At 34.0% G+C, this 16,838-nt stretch carries 14 protein-coding genes and 1 pseudogene; 10 read left to right on the top strand and 5 right to left on the bottom strand.

Annotated features, from left to right (window positions below; genetic code table 11):
• Nucleotides 1-18 precede the first annotated feature (18 nt).
• Together HMPREF3134_RS02715 and HMPREF3134_RS02710 are read left to right on the top strand one after the other, a co-directional pair.
• Nucleotides 19-1,560, top strand: coding sequence for a bifunctional metallophosphatase/5'-nucleotidase (locus tag HMPREF3134_RS02715; RefSeq protein ID WP_070440515.1), 1,542 nt, complete (start codon nucleotides 19-21; stop codon nucleotides 1,558-1,560).
• A gap of 73 nt (nucleotides 1,561-1,633) precedes the next feature.
• Complete coding sequence (locus HMPREF3134_RS02710; RefSeq protein ID WP_016930610.1) at nucleotides 1,634-2,197, top strand: hypothetical protein; 564 nt, start codon at nucleotides 1,634-1,636, stop codon at nucleotides 2,195-2,197.
• 68 nt (nucleotides 2,198-2,265) lie between these two features.
• On the opposite strand, the gene HMPREF3134_RS02705 is transcribed toward HMPREF3134_RS02710, so the two are convergent.
• Entirely contained in the window at nucleotides 2,266-3,435 is a 1,170-nt protein-coding gene (locus HMPREF3134_RS02705; protein WP_070440513.1) for an MFS transporter, read from the bottom strand.
• A gap of 362 nt (nucleotides 3,436-3,797) precedes the next feature.
• Nucleotides 3,798-4,718 carry a DMT family transporter gene (locus tag HMPREF3134_RS02700; protein ID WP_016930608.1) on the bottom strand — a complete coding sequence of 307 codons (921 nt, stop codon included), beginning with the start codon at nucleotides 4,716-4,718 and terminating at the stop codon, nucleotides 3,798-3,800.
• Between the two features lie 155 nt (nucleotides 4,719-4,873).
• On the opposite strand from HMPREF3134_RS02700, the gene HMPREF3134_RS12375 reads away from it, so the two are divergent.
• The 7 genes from HMPREF3134_RS12375 to HMPREF3134_RS02665 all read left to right on the top strand — a co-directional run bounded on the left by HMPREF3134_RS12375 (nucleotide 4,874) and on the right by HMPREF3134_RS02665 (nucleotide 11,248).
• Entirely contained in the window at nucleotides 4,874-5,173 is a 300-nt protein-coding gene (locus tag HMPREF3134_RS12375) for an Rrf2 family transcriptional regulator (protein ID WP_256262253.1), read from the top strand.
• A 327-nt stretch (nucleotides 5,174-5,500) separates the two neighbouring features.
• Nucleotides 5,501-5,704 carry a helix-turn-helix transcriptional regulator gene (locus tag HMPREF3134_RS02690; RefSeq protein WP_053030654.1) on the top strand — a complete coding sequence of 68 codons (204 nt, stop codon included), beginning with the start codon at nucleotides 5,501-5,503 and terminating at the stop codon, nucleotides 5,702-5,704.
• Nucleotides 5,701-6,420, top strand: a complete 720-nt coding sequence (locus HMPREF3134_RS02685) for a DUF3169 family protein (RefSeq protein ID WP_070440511.1) — start codon at nucleotides 5,701-5,703, stop codon at nucleotides 6,418-6,420. The genes HMPREF3134_RS02690 and HMPREF3134_RS02685 overlap by 4 nt, the downstream gene beginning before the upstream one ends.
• A gap of 90 nt (nucleotides 6,421-6,510) precedes the next feature.
• Nucleotides 6,511-7,356: an ABC transporter ATP-binding protein gene (locus HMPREF3134_RS02680; protein ID WP_037537568.1), complete on the top strand. Its 846-nt coding sequence runs from the start codon at nucleotides 6,511-6,513 to the stop codon at nucleotides 7,354-7,356.
• Nucleotides 7,356-7,991 carry an ABC-2 transporter permease gene (locus tag HMPREF3134_RS02675; protein ID WP_053016247.1) on the top strand — a complete coding sequence of 212 codons (636 nt, stop codon included), beginning with the start codon at nucleotides 7,356-7,358 and terminating at the stop codon, nucleotides 7,989-7,991. Before HMPREF3134_RS02680 ends, HMPREF3134_RS02675 begins: the two co-directional genes overlap by 1 nt.
• A gap of 164 nt (nucleotides 7,992-8,155) precedes the next feature.
• Complete coding sequence (locus HMPREF3134_RS02670) at nucleotides 8,156-8,941, top strand: arylamine N-acetyltransferase family protein (RefSeq protein ID WP_070440509.1); 786 nt, start codon at nucleotides 8,156-8,158, stop codon at nucleotides 8,939-8,941.
• 48 nt (nucleotides 8,942-8,989) lie between these two features.
• The gene (locus tag HMPREF3134_RS02665; protein ID WP_070440507.1) at nucleotides 8,990-11,248 is read left to right on the top strand and encodes an ATP-binding cassette domain-containing protein; all 2,259 of its coding nucleotides are present in this window, start codon (nucleotides 8,990-8,992) and stop codon (nucleotides 11,246-11,248) included.
• Nucleotides 11,249-11,309: 61 nt separating this feature from the next.
• On the opposite strand, the pseudogene HMPREF3134_RS02660 reads toward HMPREF3134_RS02665, so the two are convergent.
• Nucleotides 11,310-13,085: pseudogene (locus HMPREF3134_RS02660) on the bottom strand (oleate hydratase).
• A gap of 196 nt (nucleotides 13,086-13,281) precedes the next feature.
• On the opposite strand from HMPREF3134_RS02660, the gene HMPREF3134_RS02655 reads away from it, so the two are divergent.
• On the top strand, nucleotides 13,282-13,869 hold the full coding sequence (locus HMPREF3134_RS02655) for a TetR/AcrR family transcriptional regulator (protein ID WP_011274633.1): 588 nt from the start codon (nucleotides 13,282-13,284) through the stop codon (nucleotides 13,867-13,869).
• Between the two features lie 86 nt (nucleotides 13,870-13,955).
• On the opposite strand, the gene pbp4 is transcribed toward HMPREF3134_RS02655, so the two are convergent.
• Complete coding sequence (pbp4, locus tag HMPREF3134_RS02650) at nucleotides 13,956-15,107, bottom strand: penicillin-binding protein PBP4 (RefSeq protein ID WP_070440505.1); 1,152 nt, start codon at nucleotides 15,105-15,107, stop codon at nucleotides 13,956-13,958.
• 213 nt (nucleotides 15,108-15,320) lie between these two features.
• A complete protein-coding gene (locus HMPREF3134_RS02645) occupies nucleotides 15,321-16,460 on the bottom strand; it encodes a polysaccharide deacetylase family protein (protein ID WP_011274631.1) in 1,140 nt (379 codons plus the stop codon).
• Nucleotides 16,461-16,838 lie beyond the last annotated feature (378 nt).

Raw genomic sequence — 16,838 nt, 5'->3', positions numbered from 1 at the left:
AATGAAAGGATGGTACTTATGACTCAACTTAGCTTTTATATCGTTAGTGATGTTCACGGCTACATATTCCCAACTGATTTTTCAAAGACGAATCAACAGTTACCTATGGGTTTATTATATGCTAATCAACTTATCGAACAATCAAGCAAAAACGACGATATTTACTTCAAAATAGATAACGGGGATTTCTTACAAGGGTCACCTTTATGCAATTATTTAGTATCTGAGTTACGCTCTAGCAAACCGTTAACAACGATATATAACCGCTTAAATTTTGATTTGGGAACGATTGGTAATCATGAATTTAACTATGGCTTACCATACCTTATAGACACACTACAAAACCTTAACCATCCAGTGCTTTGTGCTAATATTTTAGACTCAAAACAACAACCCTTTACAGGTGAAGGCGTGCATTATTTTGAAAAGGAAGGACTAACAGTAGGCGTCATCGGTTTAACTACGCAATACATTCCCAACTGGGAACAACCACATCATATCGAAGGCTTAACTTTCAAGAGTGCGATTGAAACACTTACCCAACTATTACCTAATGTCCGTGAAAAAGCTGACATCGTCGTCGTTTCATATCACGGCGGATTCGAACGTGATATAGATACAGAGGAACCAACTGAAGATTTAACTGGTGAGAATGAGGCTTCCGAAATTCTACATCGTTTCCATGAAAGCATCGATGTATTGATTACAGGTCACCAACATCGAGATATCGCGACAGTTAAATATGAAACTGCCGTTATTCAACCTGGTACACGTGCAACACAAATAGGTAAAGTAACGCTAACGATTGGCGACAATAATCAGATTATTGATACGCAAAGCGAATTGTTACCTGTAGTGGGAGACTCAGAATACAGTCTATTATCGGAAGATTCTAAGCTATTAACACATCTAGAAGACTGGCTAGATACTGAAATCACGACCTTACCTGAACCGATGTTAGTAGAAGATCAATTTGAGGCACGAATGAAACCTCATCCACTTATTAATTTAATAAATGTTATGTTATTGGAGAAAAGTGGTGCTGATATTACAAGTACGGCACTCTTCGACTCAGCAGCAGGATTTAATAAACGTATTACTATGCGTGATATTATTAATAATTATCCTTTTCCCAATACATTCCAAGTTTTAAAACTTACTGGTGCAGGCATTAAAGACGCTTTAGAAAAATCAGCAAGCTACTTCACGCTTAACGATAAAAATGAAATAACAATCAACGATGCATTTTTATATCCGAAACAACAGCATTTTAACTATGACATGTATGGCGGTATCACTTATACCATTCATGTAAGAGAACCTATTGGTCAACGCGTAACTGATATTAAGGTTGGCAATGAACCACTTATCAGTGATAAAACTTATACCATTTGTGTCAACAACTATCGTGCTGTAGGCGGTGGTAATTATGACATGTTCGCTGAAGCACCTGTAGTTAAAGATATACAAGAAGAAGGTGCACAACTTTTAATTGATTTCATTACCAATAACGATATATCTAACATACCTCAAGTTCTTAACTTCAAAGTCGAACTATAATTTTCCTCTTACATTATTTAAATAGTGTACAATATAAATGTAAATATTCTCACTAGAAAAGGAGTTCATTATTATGAGTGAATTTTTAGCTGCCATTGTCGGAGGTATCTTTGCGCTAATTGGGACATTTTGGGGGATTAAATATCAAATCACTAAAGAGAAAGAAGAAAAACGTGAAGATTATAAAAATGATATTTTGAGTATGATAGATTTAACTGCTTATAAAGCATCTAAAATAAGTAAAATTCATTTAAGTGAAACCAATGCTCTAATAAACAAGCCGCAAACGTTAGAAAAATGCGATGACGTGGAGGAACTTTTTGTAAAATTAGACGATCAAATTCAAGAATTATTGGGTACTATGAGTCACCATGAAGAAGAATCTAATAAGCCTATTCGTGATTTGCTAAATTGCTATGAATCACTGGAGAATTATATCTCTAAATTTTCTATAGCTGCAAGAATCTATAATGATAAATACGAAACAAACTCTGACGATAAGCGCGTTATCATCGTGAGAACCAAAGAGAAATTAGATCGTAACATAAATACGTTCATAAATGATTTACGTCAATTTTCTAAACATCACTTCAATCACGATATGTACGAACCAACATTAAAATTCGAATCTGAATAACTATAATAGAACACCTCCAACATCGGTATAAAGATATACTGACATTAGAGGTGTTTTCAATTTAACTATTATTCTTCAAATTGAATGTGTTTCTTTTCATAAAAATAATTAATTGCATTAATTAAAATACCTAAAATAATTATTCCCCCTGACACAAAGGTAATCATTAAATAAGGTAAACCGATTGATAATAAAATTGAACCGATAATGGCACCTAAAAAATTTGCCACATTAAAGATAGACGCCGCTAATGTACTCGCAAGTAATGGTGCTTCTTTGGCACTTAATATAATCTTACTATTTAATAACGGTGTCGTACCAAATGTTCCAAATCCAAATAAGAAACATATAATAATGGCTAAAATCGCATTATGCACGAAAGTGACAAATAATATGATAGTTAAAAATAGAAATAAAAACGTATAAAATAGATATTTTGTCAGTTTAGGTTCTGGCACATTCCCTGTGATTAAATTGCCTAACACACCGCCTAACCCAAACATAAATAGACAAATTGTTAAGCCTACTATTTTAAAAGGTGCGAAGTCATGTATCATTGGTTCCATAAAAGTATATGTTGTGAATACGCCAGAATAACCAAAGACGATAATAGACATCACGATTAAAATGTGTGGATTTTTAAATACTTTTAATTCATTTTTTAAATTAGATTCTGTACTTAGAGATACATCTGGTACAAACTTCAACATACCTAGCATTGTAATAATCGCTAAACCAATCATAACGCCAAATACAGCTCTCCAATTCGCAAAGCCACCTAAGAATGAGCCGAATGGCACACCAATCATAACCGCAATTGTTAATCCTGCTTGGACTAATGCGATGGCTTGCGGTTGTTTACCACGAGGTGCAACGGCTGCAGCCACACTCATACACACGCCAAAGAATGGTGCGTGCATTGAAGCTGACAACAATCTTGATAACAGCAATACTTGAAAATTGGGTGCCAACATCCCTACCACATTACTACCTATAAATATGGCAACTAAAATGGGTAATAAGCGTTTGGCACGAACATTCATTGTGAATATACGCATAAATGGTCCAATTAACGCAACACTCACAGCATATACACTGATTAATAAACCTGCACTTGAAATAGACACTTTCATATCACTTGCGATTTGAGTTAATAATCCCATTACAACATACTCTGCCATTCCTACTGTAAATGTACCTAACATGAATATGAAGAACATCATTCTGTTACCTTTCATCATTGCTACCTCCTTTTTTTATCGCTCTCAAAAATAATACGAGTGCTATATTACAAAAAATTAGATACCATGTGAAGAGGTTTGTTCAGACTCTTTTATTTTCTTACGTCAGTGTTCGCAAGTTTTCATATATTTTCATTGTATTAAAATTAAGACAATTTCAAGTATGTAGTATTTCGAAAACCTTCCATATATGTAACATTTTCAATCAAAATGTCGCTATGTTAATCTAACTAGCATAGGAGTGAAATGATGTCTGAATCTAAAAAAGATAAATCCAAACAGCCACTTTGGGAACTCATAATTAATATTATCCTAGAACTATTTAGTGCGATCATTCGATTTTCCAAACATTTAATACCTTAATTACTTAAGTGATGTGGTGAATAATTAATTGCAATCAATGCGACCACAACACATAATCCACCTATCATAATGTGCACTGTGAAAGGTTCACCTAACCCTATAATTGAAAAAATAGTCGAAAATAAGGGCACTAAAAATAGAAAACTGCTCGAAATCGTAGCACCTCGTAAATTTAAACTGGTAAACCATAATCCAAATGATCCAATAGACGCAGGAAATACAAGCCACCAAAACCATAACCATCCCCAACCATTCAATTGTCCAATGTGATAGCGCTCTCCTAACAATTGGCTAATCAAGAACATGATGATGCCACCAAATAATAGCTGCCATCCCGTTAATACCCAGGCACCTTTATCAAACTTAAATTGCTTAGTCACGACAGTATTACATGACCAACATAGTGAACCAAGTAATGCGACACACGCACCCCACCCTAGCAATGAACGGTCTAACCCTAGACATATCGTAACCCCAATCACACCAATCACGAGTGCAACCACTTTAATCATTGTTAAACGCTCTTTCAGTATAAAATGCGCAAGAACAGCTAACCATAATGGATTGGTAAACAGTAAAACGGCAGACATTGAAGAGGATACACCCAATGACATTGCTATATTTAACAATCCCATTGTTCCTGCCGTTTGTAATAATCCGATGGTAGCGACAAATATAAAGCCTTTATAACTATTATGATCAATTGATGGTAATACATATTTAACGCCCCTTTTCAAAAATAAAACCAATAAGATAATGAATCCCGCGATGGTAAAACGCCATCCGCCTAGTAACATAGGTGGCACGTGTTCAATTGAGATGAGGTACTTCCCAGTTGGAAAAGAAGAGCTCATACATATGGTCGTTAAAATAATACATATATAGAAGTATAAATGCGAACGTTGATGTAAATTCATAGATGTCATCTCCTAGTCATTTATTAAAGATAATTAAGATATTCGTTGTCTTTAAATAGTATTATAATGCACCCTTTCTATTTTTCAATCTTAATATATAAAATTTTTATATTATATTTTATAATAAAAGAAACGTCTATCATTGGAGGAGTATTATGAAATTATCTAAAGGATGGGAGCAAGCTGTCTATGTTCTATTAATTCTGAATCTACTACCAGAACATAGCGTGATGACCTCTACTGCTTTAAGTGATCGTTTAAATGTTTCTGATTCTTATTTAAAGAAGATTATTAAAGCACTTGTTAAAGAAGGACTTGTCAATTCTACTACGGGCAAGCATGGTGGTTTCTCGTTAAGCAAACCTTTAAATCAGATCACGTTTTATGATATTTTTCTAGCAATAGAAGGTCGCGATACGATTTTTGCAAGTCAGCAATTATTGAAACCCTTCTAAGGTGAAAATGAAGGCCAAAAAGCAGAAATGTGTGTAGTTAGTCATGCATTAAATACAATTCAACATACACTTATCTCCACTTTATCTTCGATTACATTGGATGAAGTAAATCAAACCATCGTCACAAAATATCATCTTAACGATCTTAATCAATGGGTCTTAACAAATAGCAAAACACTGTAATACAAGCCTTCAGGATGTCTTACTTCAGACAACCCGAAGGCTACTTTTTATATCTAATTTGACAAAAATACAAGTCTTTTTGACTAATATACTAGTCAAAATGACAAAGATAATGTAACATAAAAGCCAAGGAGTTGATGAATATTGCGAAATCGTCTTAAAGAATTACGTGCTCGCGATGGCTTCAATCAAACACAACTCGCTAAACAAGCCGGTATCTCACGGCAAACAGTTTCTTTGATTGAACGGAATGATTTTATGCCGTCCATTTTAACAGCCGTTAAAATTGCACGTATATTCAATGAACCAGTTGAAAATGTCTTTATATTTGAGGAGGAAGATTTATGAAAGTGGGCAGATATTTACTCTATTTATTGATAGGGGGTATTATTGGTGGAATGATAGGAGCCTCAATAGGAATGCTAAGTGATGGGAACATCTTTGATATCTTACATTTCGCTTCATACAATTTCACGATTATCGTTACCATTATCGCTTCATTAATTAATATTGGACTTATCTTAGCGATTTGGAAGACCTCTCAGACATCTTTAAAATACAAACATAAAACTGAAAATGCCAATGATGCCAACCTCGATCAACATGAACAAAAAGCTAATTTAACTTTCATGAGAACTGGCACATTATATTACATTACAGTATTAGTCGCTTTATTAAACATATTTATTATTGCCTTAGGTAATGGCCCATCGTCTATTTTATTTTTAGTCATTGTGCCTTTTATATTGACATTAATTCCGTCAACCATGCTTGGTTTCTTTTATAGAAAATTTGATACCCGTATGCCTAAACAAGGCGAAGCCAATTATACAGAACGTATTTTACAAAATATGGATGAAGGTGAGCGTCATATTGCACTTGAATCAATGTTTAAAGTATATCACGTCAATATTTCCTTAATAATGGTAGGCGCTATATTCTTAGGTATCTTTTCAATCATTACAGGTATTAACCAAGCAGTTGGCATTGGCATCTTAATCATTTTATTCGCTTACAACACATTTGGTTATATGTTAAAAGTACGTAAATTTTACAAATCTTAGTTATTTATTAATTAATCTATATTATGATAAAAGTAACTAATCTTTAATTGAATTAAATCTAATACTAATCAACAGAAAGAGAGGATTACTATGGAACATCTATTGCAAGTGCAACATCTCAACAAGTCTTATAAGAAATCGAATTTCCATTTGAAAGATATTTCTTTAACACTTCAACCTGGCGAAGTTATTGGTTTAATTGGTAAGAATGGTTCAGGTAAATCAACATTGATTAATACATTAGTTGGTAACCGTTTTAAAGATTCTGGAGATATTTCATTTTTTGATCAAGTTGTCTCAGATAAGGATTATGCATACAAAGAGCATATTGGCGTTGTATTTGATGACTTACGTGTGCCTGATAAACTCGAAATTAAAGATATGGATAAAGTTTTTGCGAATATTTTCAAAACATGGAACAGTGATCGTTTCTTTGAAGTCATTCAGCGTTTCGAATTACCAACTAACGCACAAATTAAGACGTTCTCAAGAGGAATGCGTATGAAAGCAGCCTTAGCCATGGCTCTAGCGCATGATACAAAATTACTCATACTGGACGAAGCAACTGCTGGTATGGACGTATCAGGACGTGAAGAAGTCATTGAAATGTTGGAAGACTATATTTCTGAGGGGAATGGCATACTCATTTCATCTCATATTTCCGAAGATATAGAACATTTAGCTACAAAATTAATCTTTATGCGTGATGGTGAAATTGTACTTCAAGAAAGCAAGGAAGAATTGTTAAATCAATATGGTATTGTCGAAGTTGATGAGCATGTTGATTTAGACATTCCACAAGACATCATCATTGCATCAAGAGTGAGACAAGGTCAACGCCAAATCTTAATCAAGGATTGGTCTAGTGTAACGAACGCTCACCCACTTAGCACTATTGATGACGCAACAAAATTAATTATGAGAGGTGATAAATAATGAAAGGTCTAATTTTAAGTAGTTTCTATGCATCTAAAAAGTCACTTATCACATATTTAATTGTAGCCATTGTAGCAAGTTTCTTATTCGCTTTTATAAATCCAGCAATGGCATGTTTCTTACCAATGATTTTCTTATTGTCACCAGTGACGGATAACTTAAAGCGTGAAAAAGATTCTAAGTGGATGTATTATATTTCAACATTGCCAACACATCGTAGTGCTTATATTAAAAGCTATTTCGCATTTTATGGCATACTCATCTTTATCGGATTAATTATTGGTTTAATTGCAGTATTAGCGATACATCAGAATTTAATGTTAACACTTATTTCAGGTTTAGTAGGTATTGGTGCTGCAGGCACATACGCTATCATGTTCCCGTTAACATTTAAATTTGGTCCTGAAAATTCAAATGTCATCATGATTTCAACATCGGTTATCGTTCTTATTTTATTCTTTATTACTTACTTTGGTGTTATTATGTCTGCCATTGTACGTTCAGGTTCATTCTCTGATTTAGGAACAAATCCTACAGATATCCTCTTCATCGGATTATATGCAATACTCGGTTTAATTTGTTTAGTGGCTTCTTATTTCATTTCAATAGCCATTTTCAACAAACAAGAACTGTAATTTTGAATCATAACATAGTTTAATATATTAATACTGGTTCTAAACACGAGGCATCAACTGCTATCAAGTGTTTAGAACCTTTTTCGTCTCTATTCTTACATGCGTCATTTCATCATTATAGGGTATGGATTACTAAAAGCTTTTAACAAAGGAGACCTCATCTTATGGATATTCAAGCTATCGAACACTATTTAAATATAGATGCATCAAAATATAATGAACCTTCACTTGAAGCGCTCAATTATTACATTAAACGCTATATGTTGACGGTTCCTTTTGAAAATATCAATGTCCAAAATGGCGTACCTATATCTGTAGAAATTAATGATTTGTATGATAAATTGATCAATCAGCAACGAGGTGGTTTCTGTTACGAAATGAATCATTTCTTTGGGACTTACCTTGAAGAAAAAGGCTTTACCGTATATCGTATGTCTGCGACTGTTGAACAGCCTAATGGCAATCGCAGTCCAGAAGGTTCACACATGTCACTTGTTGTTCCAATTAATGATGTAAATTATGTTGCAGATGTAGGCTTCGGTGACTTACCTTTACAGGCCTTACCTATTACAAATATAGATCCAACTCATCCAGTTACAGATATTACAGGTGAATTCCGAGTAATTTCAGAGCATGAAGGAACTTATAGCATTCAGAAACTCGAAGACGATAGTTGGAGCACACGTTACGAGGCTCGCTTCCAACCTAAGCAAATAGAAGATTTTGAAGATATGATTCAATATAATTCACAACATCCAGATTCTATTTTTGTACAACAACTTATCGTTACTCAACCACAATCATACGGACGTGCTACGATGTCCTTACAACATCTAACGCTAAGTAAACAGGATGGTAAAGATAAATATGATGTAACTTCAGATAACTACCGAAATATTTTAAAAGAATACTTTAATCTTGATGTTAAAATCAAACCACTCGAAGCATAATTTAATATGACCAACATGTGAGTTAATCTAGGTTTAAGAGGTGTAATTATGACTAATATAGAAATTATCGGTGCCAAACAAAATAACTTAAAAAATATAAATGTAACGATTCCAAAGCATCAATTAACAGTATTTACAGGTCGTTCAGGCTCGGGGAAGTCTTCCCTCGTCTTCAATACTATAGCTGCAGAATCTGAAAGATTGTTAAATGAAACATATTCAAGTTATGTGCAACATCAACTGACACAATATGAAAAACCAGACGTCGATCAAATTAAACATCTTCCTGTCGCAATGATTATTAATCAGAAACGTCTTGGCGGTAACTCTCGTTCAACTGTAGGTACAATTTCTGACATTTACGCGTCTGTCCGACTGCTATGGTCACGTATTGGCGAACCATTTGTCGGTTATTCAGATATCTTTTCTTTCAATAATCCTAAAGGTATGTGTCAAACATGTTCAGGACTAGGCTATGTTGAAGATATTGATTTAAATGAATTGCTTGATTATGATAAATCACTTAATGAGGATGCAATTAAATTCCCTTCATTTAGACCTGATAGTTGGCGAGGTAAACGTTATTTATATACAGGTTTATTTGATAATGATAAGAAATTAAAAGATTATACGAATGAAGAAATGGATACGTTTTTATACACCGAACCAACTAAATTAAAGAATCCACCGTCAAATTGGCCTAGAACTGCCAAATTTGAAGGATTAATTCATCGATTCCGCCGTTCATTTTTACTTAATGATAATTTCGAAAAGAAACGTTTTAAAGAAGATATTGACCGAGTGGTATCGAAACATGATTGTCCTGATTGTCATGGTCAACGTCTTAATGACACTGTATTAAGCTGTAAAATCAATGGCTTAAATATTGCAGAATTCACAAACCTACAAATTGATGAGGCGTTAGCCTTTTTAAGAAAAATAAAATCAGGCAAAGCACGTGTGATTATAGAGCCACTTAAGAAACAACTAGAAGCATTAAGTTATATTGGGTTGAATTATTTAACACTAGCGCGAGAAACAACTTCGCTATCTGGTGGTGAGTCACAACGTATTAAGCTCATTCGTCACCTTAATAGTCCTTTAAGCGACTTAATCTATATTATTGATGAACCAAGTGTCGGACTACATCCAGAGGATATTCAGCGTATCAACGATATCATTCAATCCTTAAAAGATAAGGGCAACACAGTCCTCGTTGTAGAACATGATCCAGATGTTATAAAGACCGCTGATCATATTATTGATTTAGGACCTTTAGCAGGCAAAAATGGTGGTGAAATTACATTTACTGGCTCTTATAATGAATTACTCAGTTCGAACACAAGTACTGGTCAAGCGTTGAACCGACAGCATCAACTTAAAAAAACGCCACGTAAATCGAAAGACATGCTTCAAATTGCTAATATTAGTCGCAATAACTTACAAAATGTCTCAACTAAACTACCTAAGCATGCAATGACTGTTGTTACAGGTGTTGCAGGTTCAGGTAAAAGTTCACTCATCACTGCAGGATTTGAACGTGAACAAGAGGCTATCTTTATTGACCAGAAACCTGTCCATGCATCAAATCGTTCTAATCTACTTACTTATTTAGATATCTTTGATGATGTACGTAGTTTCTTTAGTCAACATACTGGTCTTAAGAAGAGTATGTTCAGCTATAATTCAGAAGGTGCCTGTCCGGAATGTCATGGTAAAGGTGTTTTAAAAACGGAACTTGCATTTATGCCAGACTTTTCACAAGTATGTGAATTATGTGGTGGTACAAGATATCGTCCAGAAGTGTTAGAAGCTAAAGTAGAAGGTTATTCTATTGCGGATATTTTAGCATTAACCGTGGATGAAGCCATTGAGAAATTTAGCGACAGTCCAGGTATTATACGACCGCTTCAAGCATTAGCGGATACAGGATTAAACTATATGACTCTCGGACAATCATTAGATACCCTTTCAGGTGGTGAAATTCAACGTGTGAAACTAAGCCGTTACCTGACACAAGATGTGACCGATAAGATCTTTATCTTTGATGAGCCAACAACTGGGCTACATGAAGATGATTTGCCAATTCTAATCGATTGCTTTAACCATCTTATTGAAGAAGGCAATACGGTTATCTTGATTGAACATAATTTAACGATGATGACTCAGGCGGATTGGTTAATTGATATTGGGCCTTATGCTGGAGATAAAGGTGGCCAATTACTTTACGCGGGTGAACCTGAAGGCATCTTTGACATCGACAATTCCATAACCGCTAAACATTTAAAACGATATATTGGCCAATAAATAAACTAAACAAATATCCCCACATGCTAATTCGTCATGTGGGGGTGAATTTTATCTACACTTATAGTAACTTGTGTTGGTGCAACAATTCTTCGATATAGGTACCTTTTATTTTCTTCAAGAAAGCGTTAAGAGCGAGTTTCTGTATTTTGTTATGTTCTGAGAGTTCTGATAAATTTTTACCATCATTAAGTTCATATAAGGCATCCATCAATATACGAAGGTCGAATTCTGTTGCAACCACTTCAGGGACACCTCTATCTATGTCCAATAATTGGTATACTGCTTCCATAGCAGTCCTTACCGAATATTCAGTGGTAAATACAGTATCTCTTTCTGTTTCTGCAAAATTACCAATAAAGGCTATGTTGCGAGCATTTTCAGGCACGACAAGTGGTCTGTCTCCAATGGATCTAGGCATAAAATAAGAACAGATATATGGCATATAGACTGGTATCGTATTACATTGCGTTTTAGCGAGGTCTTCAATTTGATTGATAGGAACGCCCATATGATATAACCATTCTTGGCAAATTTCATTTCCACTGCACTCAGTGATAGGTTTATGGATGTAATCCCCGTTTACGTTTGAGTATAATGCATAGATCCAAACGCTCACCTCGTCTTCGGGTTGGCTTTTAAATTGTTGTTGACGATTAACAGTAAAACTCATTTGCCATTTAGAATCATTAACAGTAACAATACCACCTGTCACTGTCTTGCCGGCTAGAGGGTCTCGTTTACAAATTTGCTCGATTGTATTAATAATTGTCATGTTATTTGTCGTCGCGGTTGCTGATACAAACCAACTTTTGTCTGGTAAACGATGATAGAACTTTTCGGGACAACCAAACTCAGGGCTCTGTTTGGCAAGATTACGCCATAACGTCCAACTACCACCGATTTCTTTTGTAGGGGGTGCGGGTGTGTTGTTATCTCCATAAGTTGAACTTTCAGTGATACTACCATTTGTAACAAATACTAAATCATCTGGCGTTAGAGGAATGGTATCATCTTTACCTGAACGCTTAAGTTGTATTTCACGCGCAACCTTCTCTTTTGTTGTGATATCTACTTTTATATTCAACACTTGAACATCATATTGAAATTGCACACCGTGGGACTCTAAGTAAGCAATCATCGGAAGAACTAGTGATTCATATTGATTATATTTGGTGAACTTAAGGGCACTGAAATCTGCTAATCCTCCAATATGATGTACAAAGCGCATTAAATATCGACGCATCTCCATTGCAGAATGCCATGGCTCAAATGCGAACATCGTTTTCCAATAGATCCAGAAATTCTAATGCAAAAAGTCATTTGAGAAGACATCCGTAATCTTCACGTCGTTTAATGTCTCTTCTTTCATTAAACATAAATGAATGATTTCTTTAATGGCTTGTGGCGTCAAAGTAAAATCACCATCAGTAGATAACTGATGCCCCCTTTTCTCAATAACACGACAACGTGAGTAATTAGGATCTTCTTTATTTAACCAATAAAACTCATCTAGAACTGAAGCATTATCCATTTCAAGTGACGGGATGGAGCGAAATAAATCCCACAAACATTCGAAATGGTTCTCCATTTCTCTTCCCCCTCTCACAACATAGCCTTTCAAAGGAAGTTCATCTCCATCTAAACTTCCACCAGGTTTATATAATTCTTCTAAAACATGGATTTTTGACCCATCCATTTGTCCGTCTCTAATCAAGAAACATGCAGCAGCTAGAGATGCTAATCCGGAACCAATAAGATAAGCTGATTTAAGCTCTACATTTTCTGGTTTTTTAGGACGTGCAAATGCTTCATAATTTCCATTACTATAGTACATACGTATCACTTCCCAAGTTTTCATAGTTTTTAATTTTTAGATTGAAAAGTAGTAAACTATAAGTAATCTTAAAGAAATTAATCTACCCTTCGATAGTATTATAAAATGACGAGGGGCAAGAATTGTGTGTCACTTATGTGTGTTTGTAACATAAGCGACATTTTATTCAAACTGTCCGATATGAGGAGTGATTAAGTTGAACAAACAAGATTTACGCGTCCAAAAAACACATCAAGCCCTAATTACTTCATTTTCTGATTTACTACAAACTAAATCTTTTGAACAAATAACGGTTCAAGACTTATGTGCAAAAGCAAATGTACGACGATCAACCTTTTATCGTCATTTTAATGATAAGTATGACTTGTTAAATCATGTTGTCGGCACGTTGATTGATCATTTTAGAGAGCTATATTTACCCGACATTAATCCCGACAACCCACGACAATTTTTTGAGAAATTGATGAGAGATGTTTTGACATTTATTCACGATAATAAAGACATTGTCCGTAGCGTTATAACACTCAATTTTTACGGCGAAGTTTATACTATTTTTTATGAACAAATCTATAAAGCAGTTCAAAAGCAAATTGAATTTGATCGACAGAGTGGTCAATTTTATGTAGATGTAACAATATATGGAGAATTTTTAACTGGAGGTATTTTGAGCGTCATCACGAATTGGATTCAACATGGACAACAGCAATCGATAGATAAAGTGACGAAAGAAATTGTTAATATGATATGTGGCGCAAGAGAAGTACATTTGAAGAAACTGAGCTAAAACGCCTTTATTAAAGATATTCATTATTTGAAAAATGTCGCCAAGATGAAAACTTAGCGACATTTTTTCTAATTTAATTTATTGATTTAGAACCATTTCCATTTTTTATCAACAGCTACACGTGGATACTGACTGCCTGGTAAGAAGTCCCTATAATAATGAACATAAACTTTGCCTTTACTATTGATAGCCAGATGCCATTTGGATTTGTCTTTAGGGACAACATCATATAAATCTTTTTTTACATGATATTTCTTGCCATCTATCTCATGGTCTCCTTCAGTTAACACTTTCTTATATTCATATTTTTGACGATATTGTTTAATGATTTGATTACCTATTCTATTTCTATTGTACTTCGCATTTACATCACCAAAGGGTTTCACATTCATTATTGTTTCATTTAGACGTAATTGATCTTGCTTATTTGTTAGTGCAATGTTATAACCCTTATTACTTGTACCTGTCTTTAAGCCATCTGTACCAGGTAAATATAGTGGTTGTCCTTTTAAAGATAGATTCGTACTTTTAAAAGTATTTCCTCTTTGAGTATCCCGTGGCAACTTAGATATTTGTAATATCTGAGGATACTTCTTAATTAACGCTTGCATTAAAAGGTTCATATCTTTAGCGGTACTTTTAGGGAAATCTTGTTTTTTAAATTTTGAAGGTGCATATTGATCTAACAAACTATTTTGCGCACCTGCCGGATTGACAAAGTTTGTATTAGTCATATTAAACGATTTAGCTTGTTGATTCATTTTATTAGTAAATGTATTATTATCGCCACTTACTTTCTCACCTAATATCATTGCTGCGGCATTACTTGATGCTAAAGTGGTTTGTTTAATTAATTCTTCAATAGTATACGTTTGACCTTGTTTCAATGATACTGATGATAGGTTTGGTAGGTTGGACATGGTAGCATACTTATTTGTAATTTTCACTTTGTCATTGAGCTTTAACTTCCCATTCTCAATCGCTTCATAAGTTAAATATAAGGTCATCATTTTAGACATAGAAGCAGGGTCAACCTGATTATTTCCCCGGTAATTATATAGAATTTGCCCTTGATCAGTAGTAAGCATGACACCACTAGGCTGATATTTCGTACTAATACTACTATTCTTTTCTTTATTAGCAATAGTTACTGGCGATTCACTCGCATCACTTATCGAAGTATGTAATAACGAAATCGTAGTGATAATACCTATTCCTTTTACAAATTTACCAAACAAAATATCCCCTACTTTTTTTAATATTAATAATGTTGCACAATACCTTTTATAACAATATTATAGGAATAATACAACTATATTCAAAATCATAATCCCTTAACTATATTGTTGTTACTTACTATACATTTTGATATCCATTAAACTTTACTTGCTTTTTAATGAAAAATTGAAACTCTGAGAACTACCATAATGCAATTCTCAGAGTTCGACTAATTATTTATAACCTTTCTCACCTTTAAAATAACTACGATCTTCTTTGCTATAAACTTTGTCTGGATCTACAAATGGTTTCAACTTGTACTTAAAGTCATATAGATTCAAACCATCGATAGCAACACGGTCTTGATAAACGCTATCTTCACCAATATCAGTAAAATTATTCGGACCTACCCCAGCTAAGAATTTAAATCCTGCTTTATTCTCTAGGTACTGATAGCCTGCTGAACCTCTATCTTGCGCACCATGAGGGAAAATAAATAAATCCGTTTTGCCAATAATTGGCGTTACTTCTTTCTTCCAACGTTCTGTATCCTTCACAATACGATCATATGAACTATTTGCAAAATCAATGTGCCCCCAAGAATGACTTGCGAATGTCCAACCATCGCGTTTCATTGCATTTGCAACTTTTATCGCTTGTTCTTTACGCTTAGAGTAGTCTTTACTATCCAACTCATTCGTGCGATATCCGAGTACCCCATTGTATCCAGTTAAACCAACTACACCTTTTTGTCCATTCAATGAAAAATCTGGATGTTCTTTTACGAAACGATTTAGAATCGGAACAATATCATTCGATTCACTTTGAGTAAACTTACCATCTTTGCCTTTCGTTTGAGATACAACATGATTATATTTGTCTAATACTAAACGATCTGCATAACCATTTCCTCTCATATATTCATAATAATTCATATCATCTATTGATAAGATTAACGGTTTCTTTCCTTTAGGCAACTTAAGTGATTTCTTTTTAATAGGTTTAGAATTGAAATCATATGCATCATGTGGATCAATCAATATGTAATGATGCTTATATAATTCATCAAGTGAGCGTTTAAATTCTTCAACGGTAATCATCCAATCATTATTGCCTTTGGCTTGATTCGCTTCACCAGTAAACGCCACTTTAGGATCCGTAATTAAAGGATGGAAGAAGATATGTGCTACATCACCCTTATATTCAACCCAATCATTTTGACCAGAACTACGCTTTTTCGCATAAATATTCTCTTCTTTATTATGCGTTTCTTCTTTAGCTTTTTTCTCATGCGTTTGCGATGTCGATTGACAAGCACATAAAACAATGGCTATTAAAACAGTGAATACACTCAACAAATATTTTTTAATCATGTATTGGCTCCTTTATGTAAGAAAGTGATTTTATGCCGATCACTAAATATTATATAACATTTTTATACTATGCATAACATATCATTTCTAACTTAACGGAATTTTTACATGAAATTAATTTTATTCAGTATTAAATTATTTGTTTCTTCTTTTCGCGAGAAATTTCATACTTACATTAACTACAATCGCTAAAACGAATAAGCTTTTCAATATTAATTCATAATAAGTTATATAATCGACAAATAGACTTTTTAAGAAAATATTAATTAAGAAAACAGCTTATGGTGCACTTTGTGATATGTACCATAAGCTGTTTTATATTATTTTTTAATTTTGAAAATGAACGATTGAGGTGGAATGATATTTAATACTGCTTAC

The organism is Staphylococcus sp. HMSC14D10, assembly GCF_001808125.1.
In the GTDB taxonomy this organism is placed as follows: Bacteria; Bacillota; Bacilli; order Staphylococcales; family Staphylococcaceae; genus Staphylococcus; species Staphylococcus haemolyticus.
Note: the sequence above shows the minus strand (reverse complement) of the source record. Positions and strands in the feature narration are given on the sequence as shown.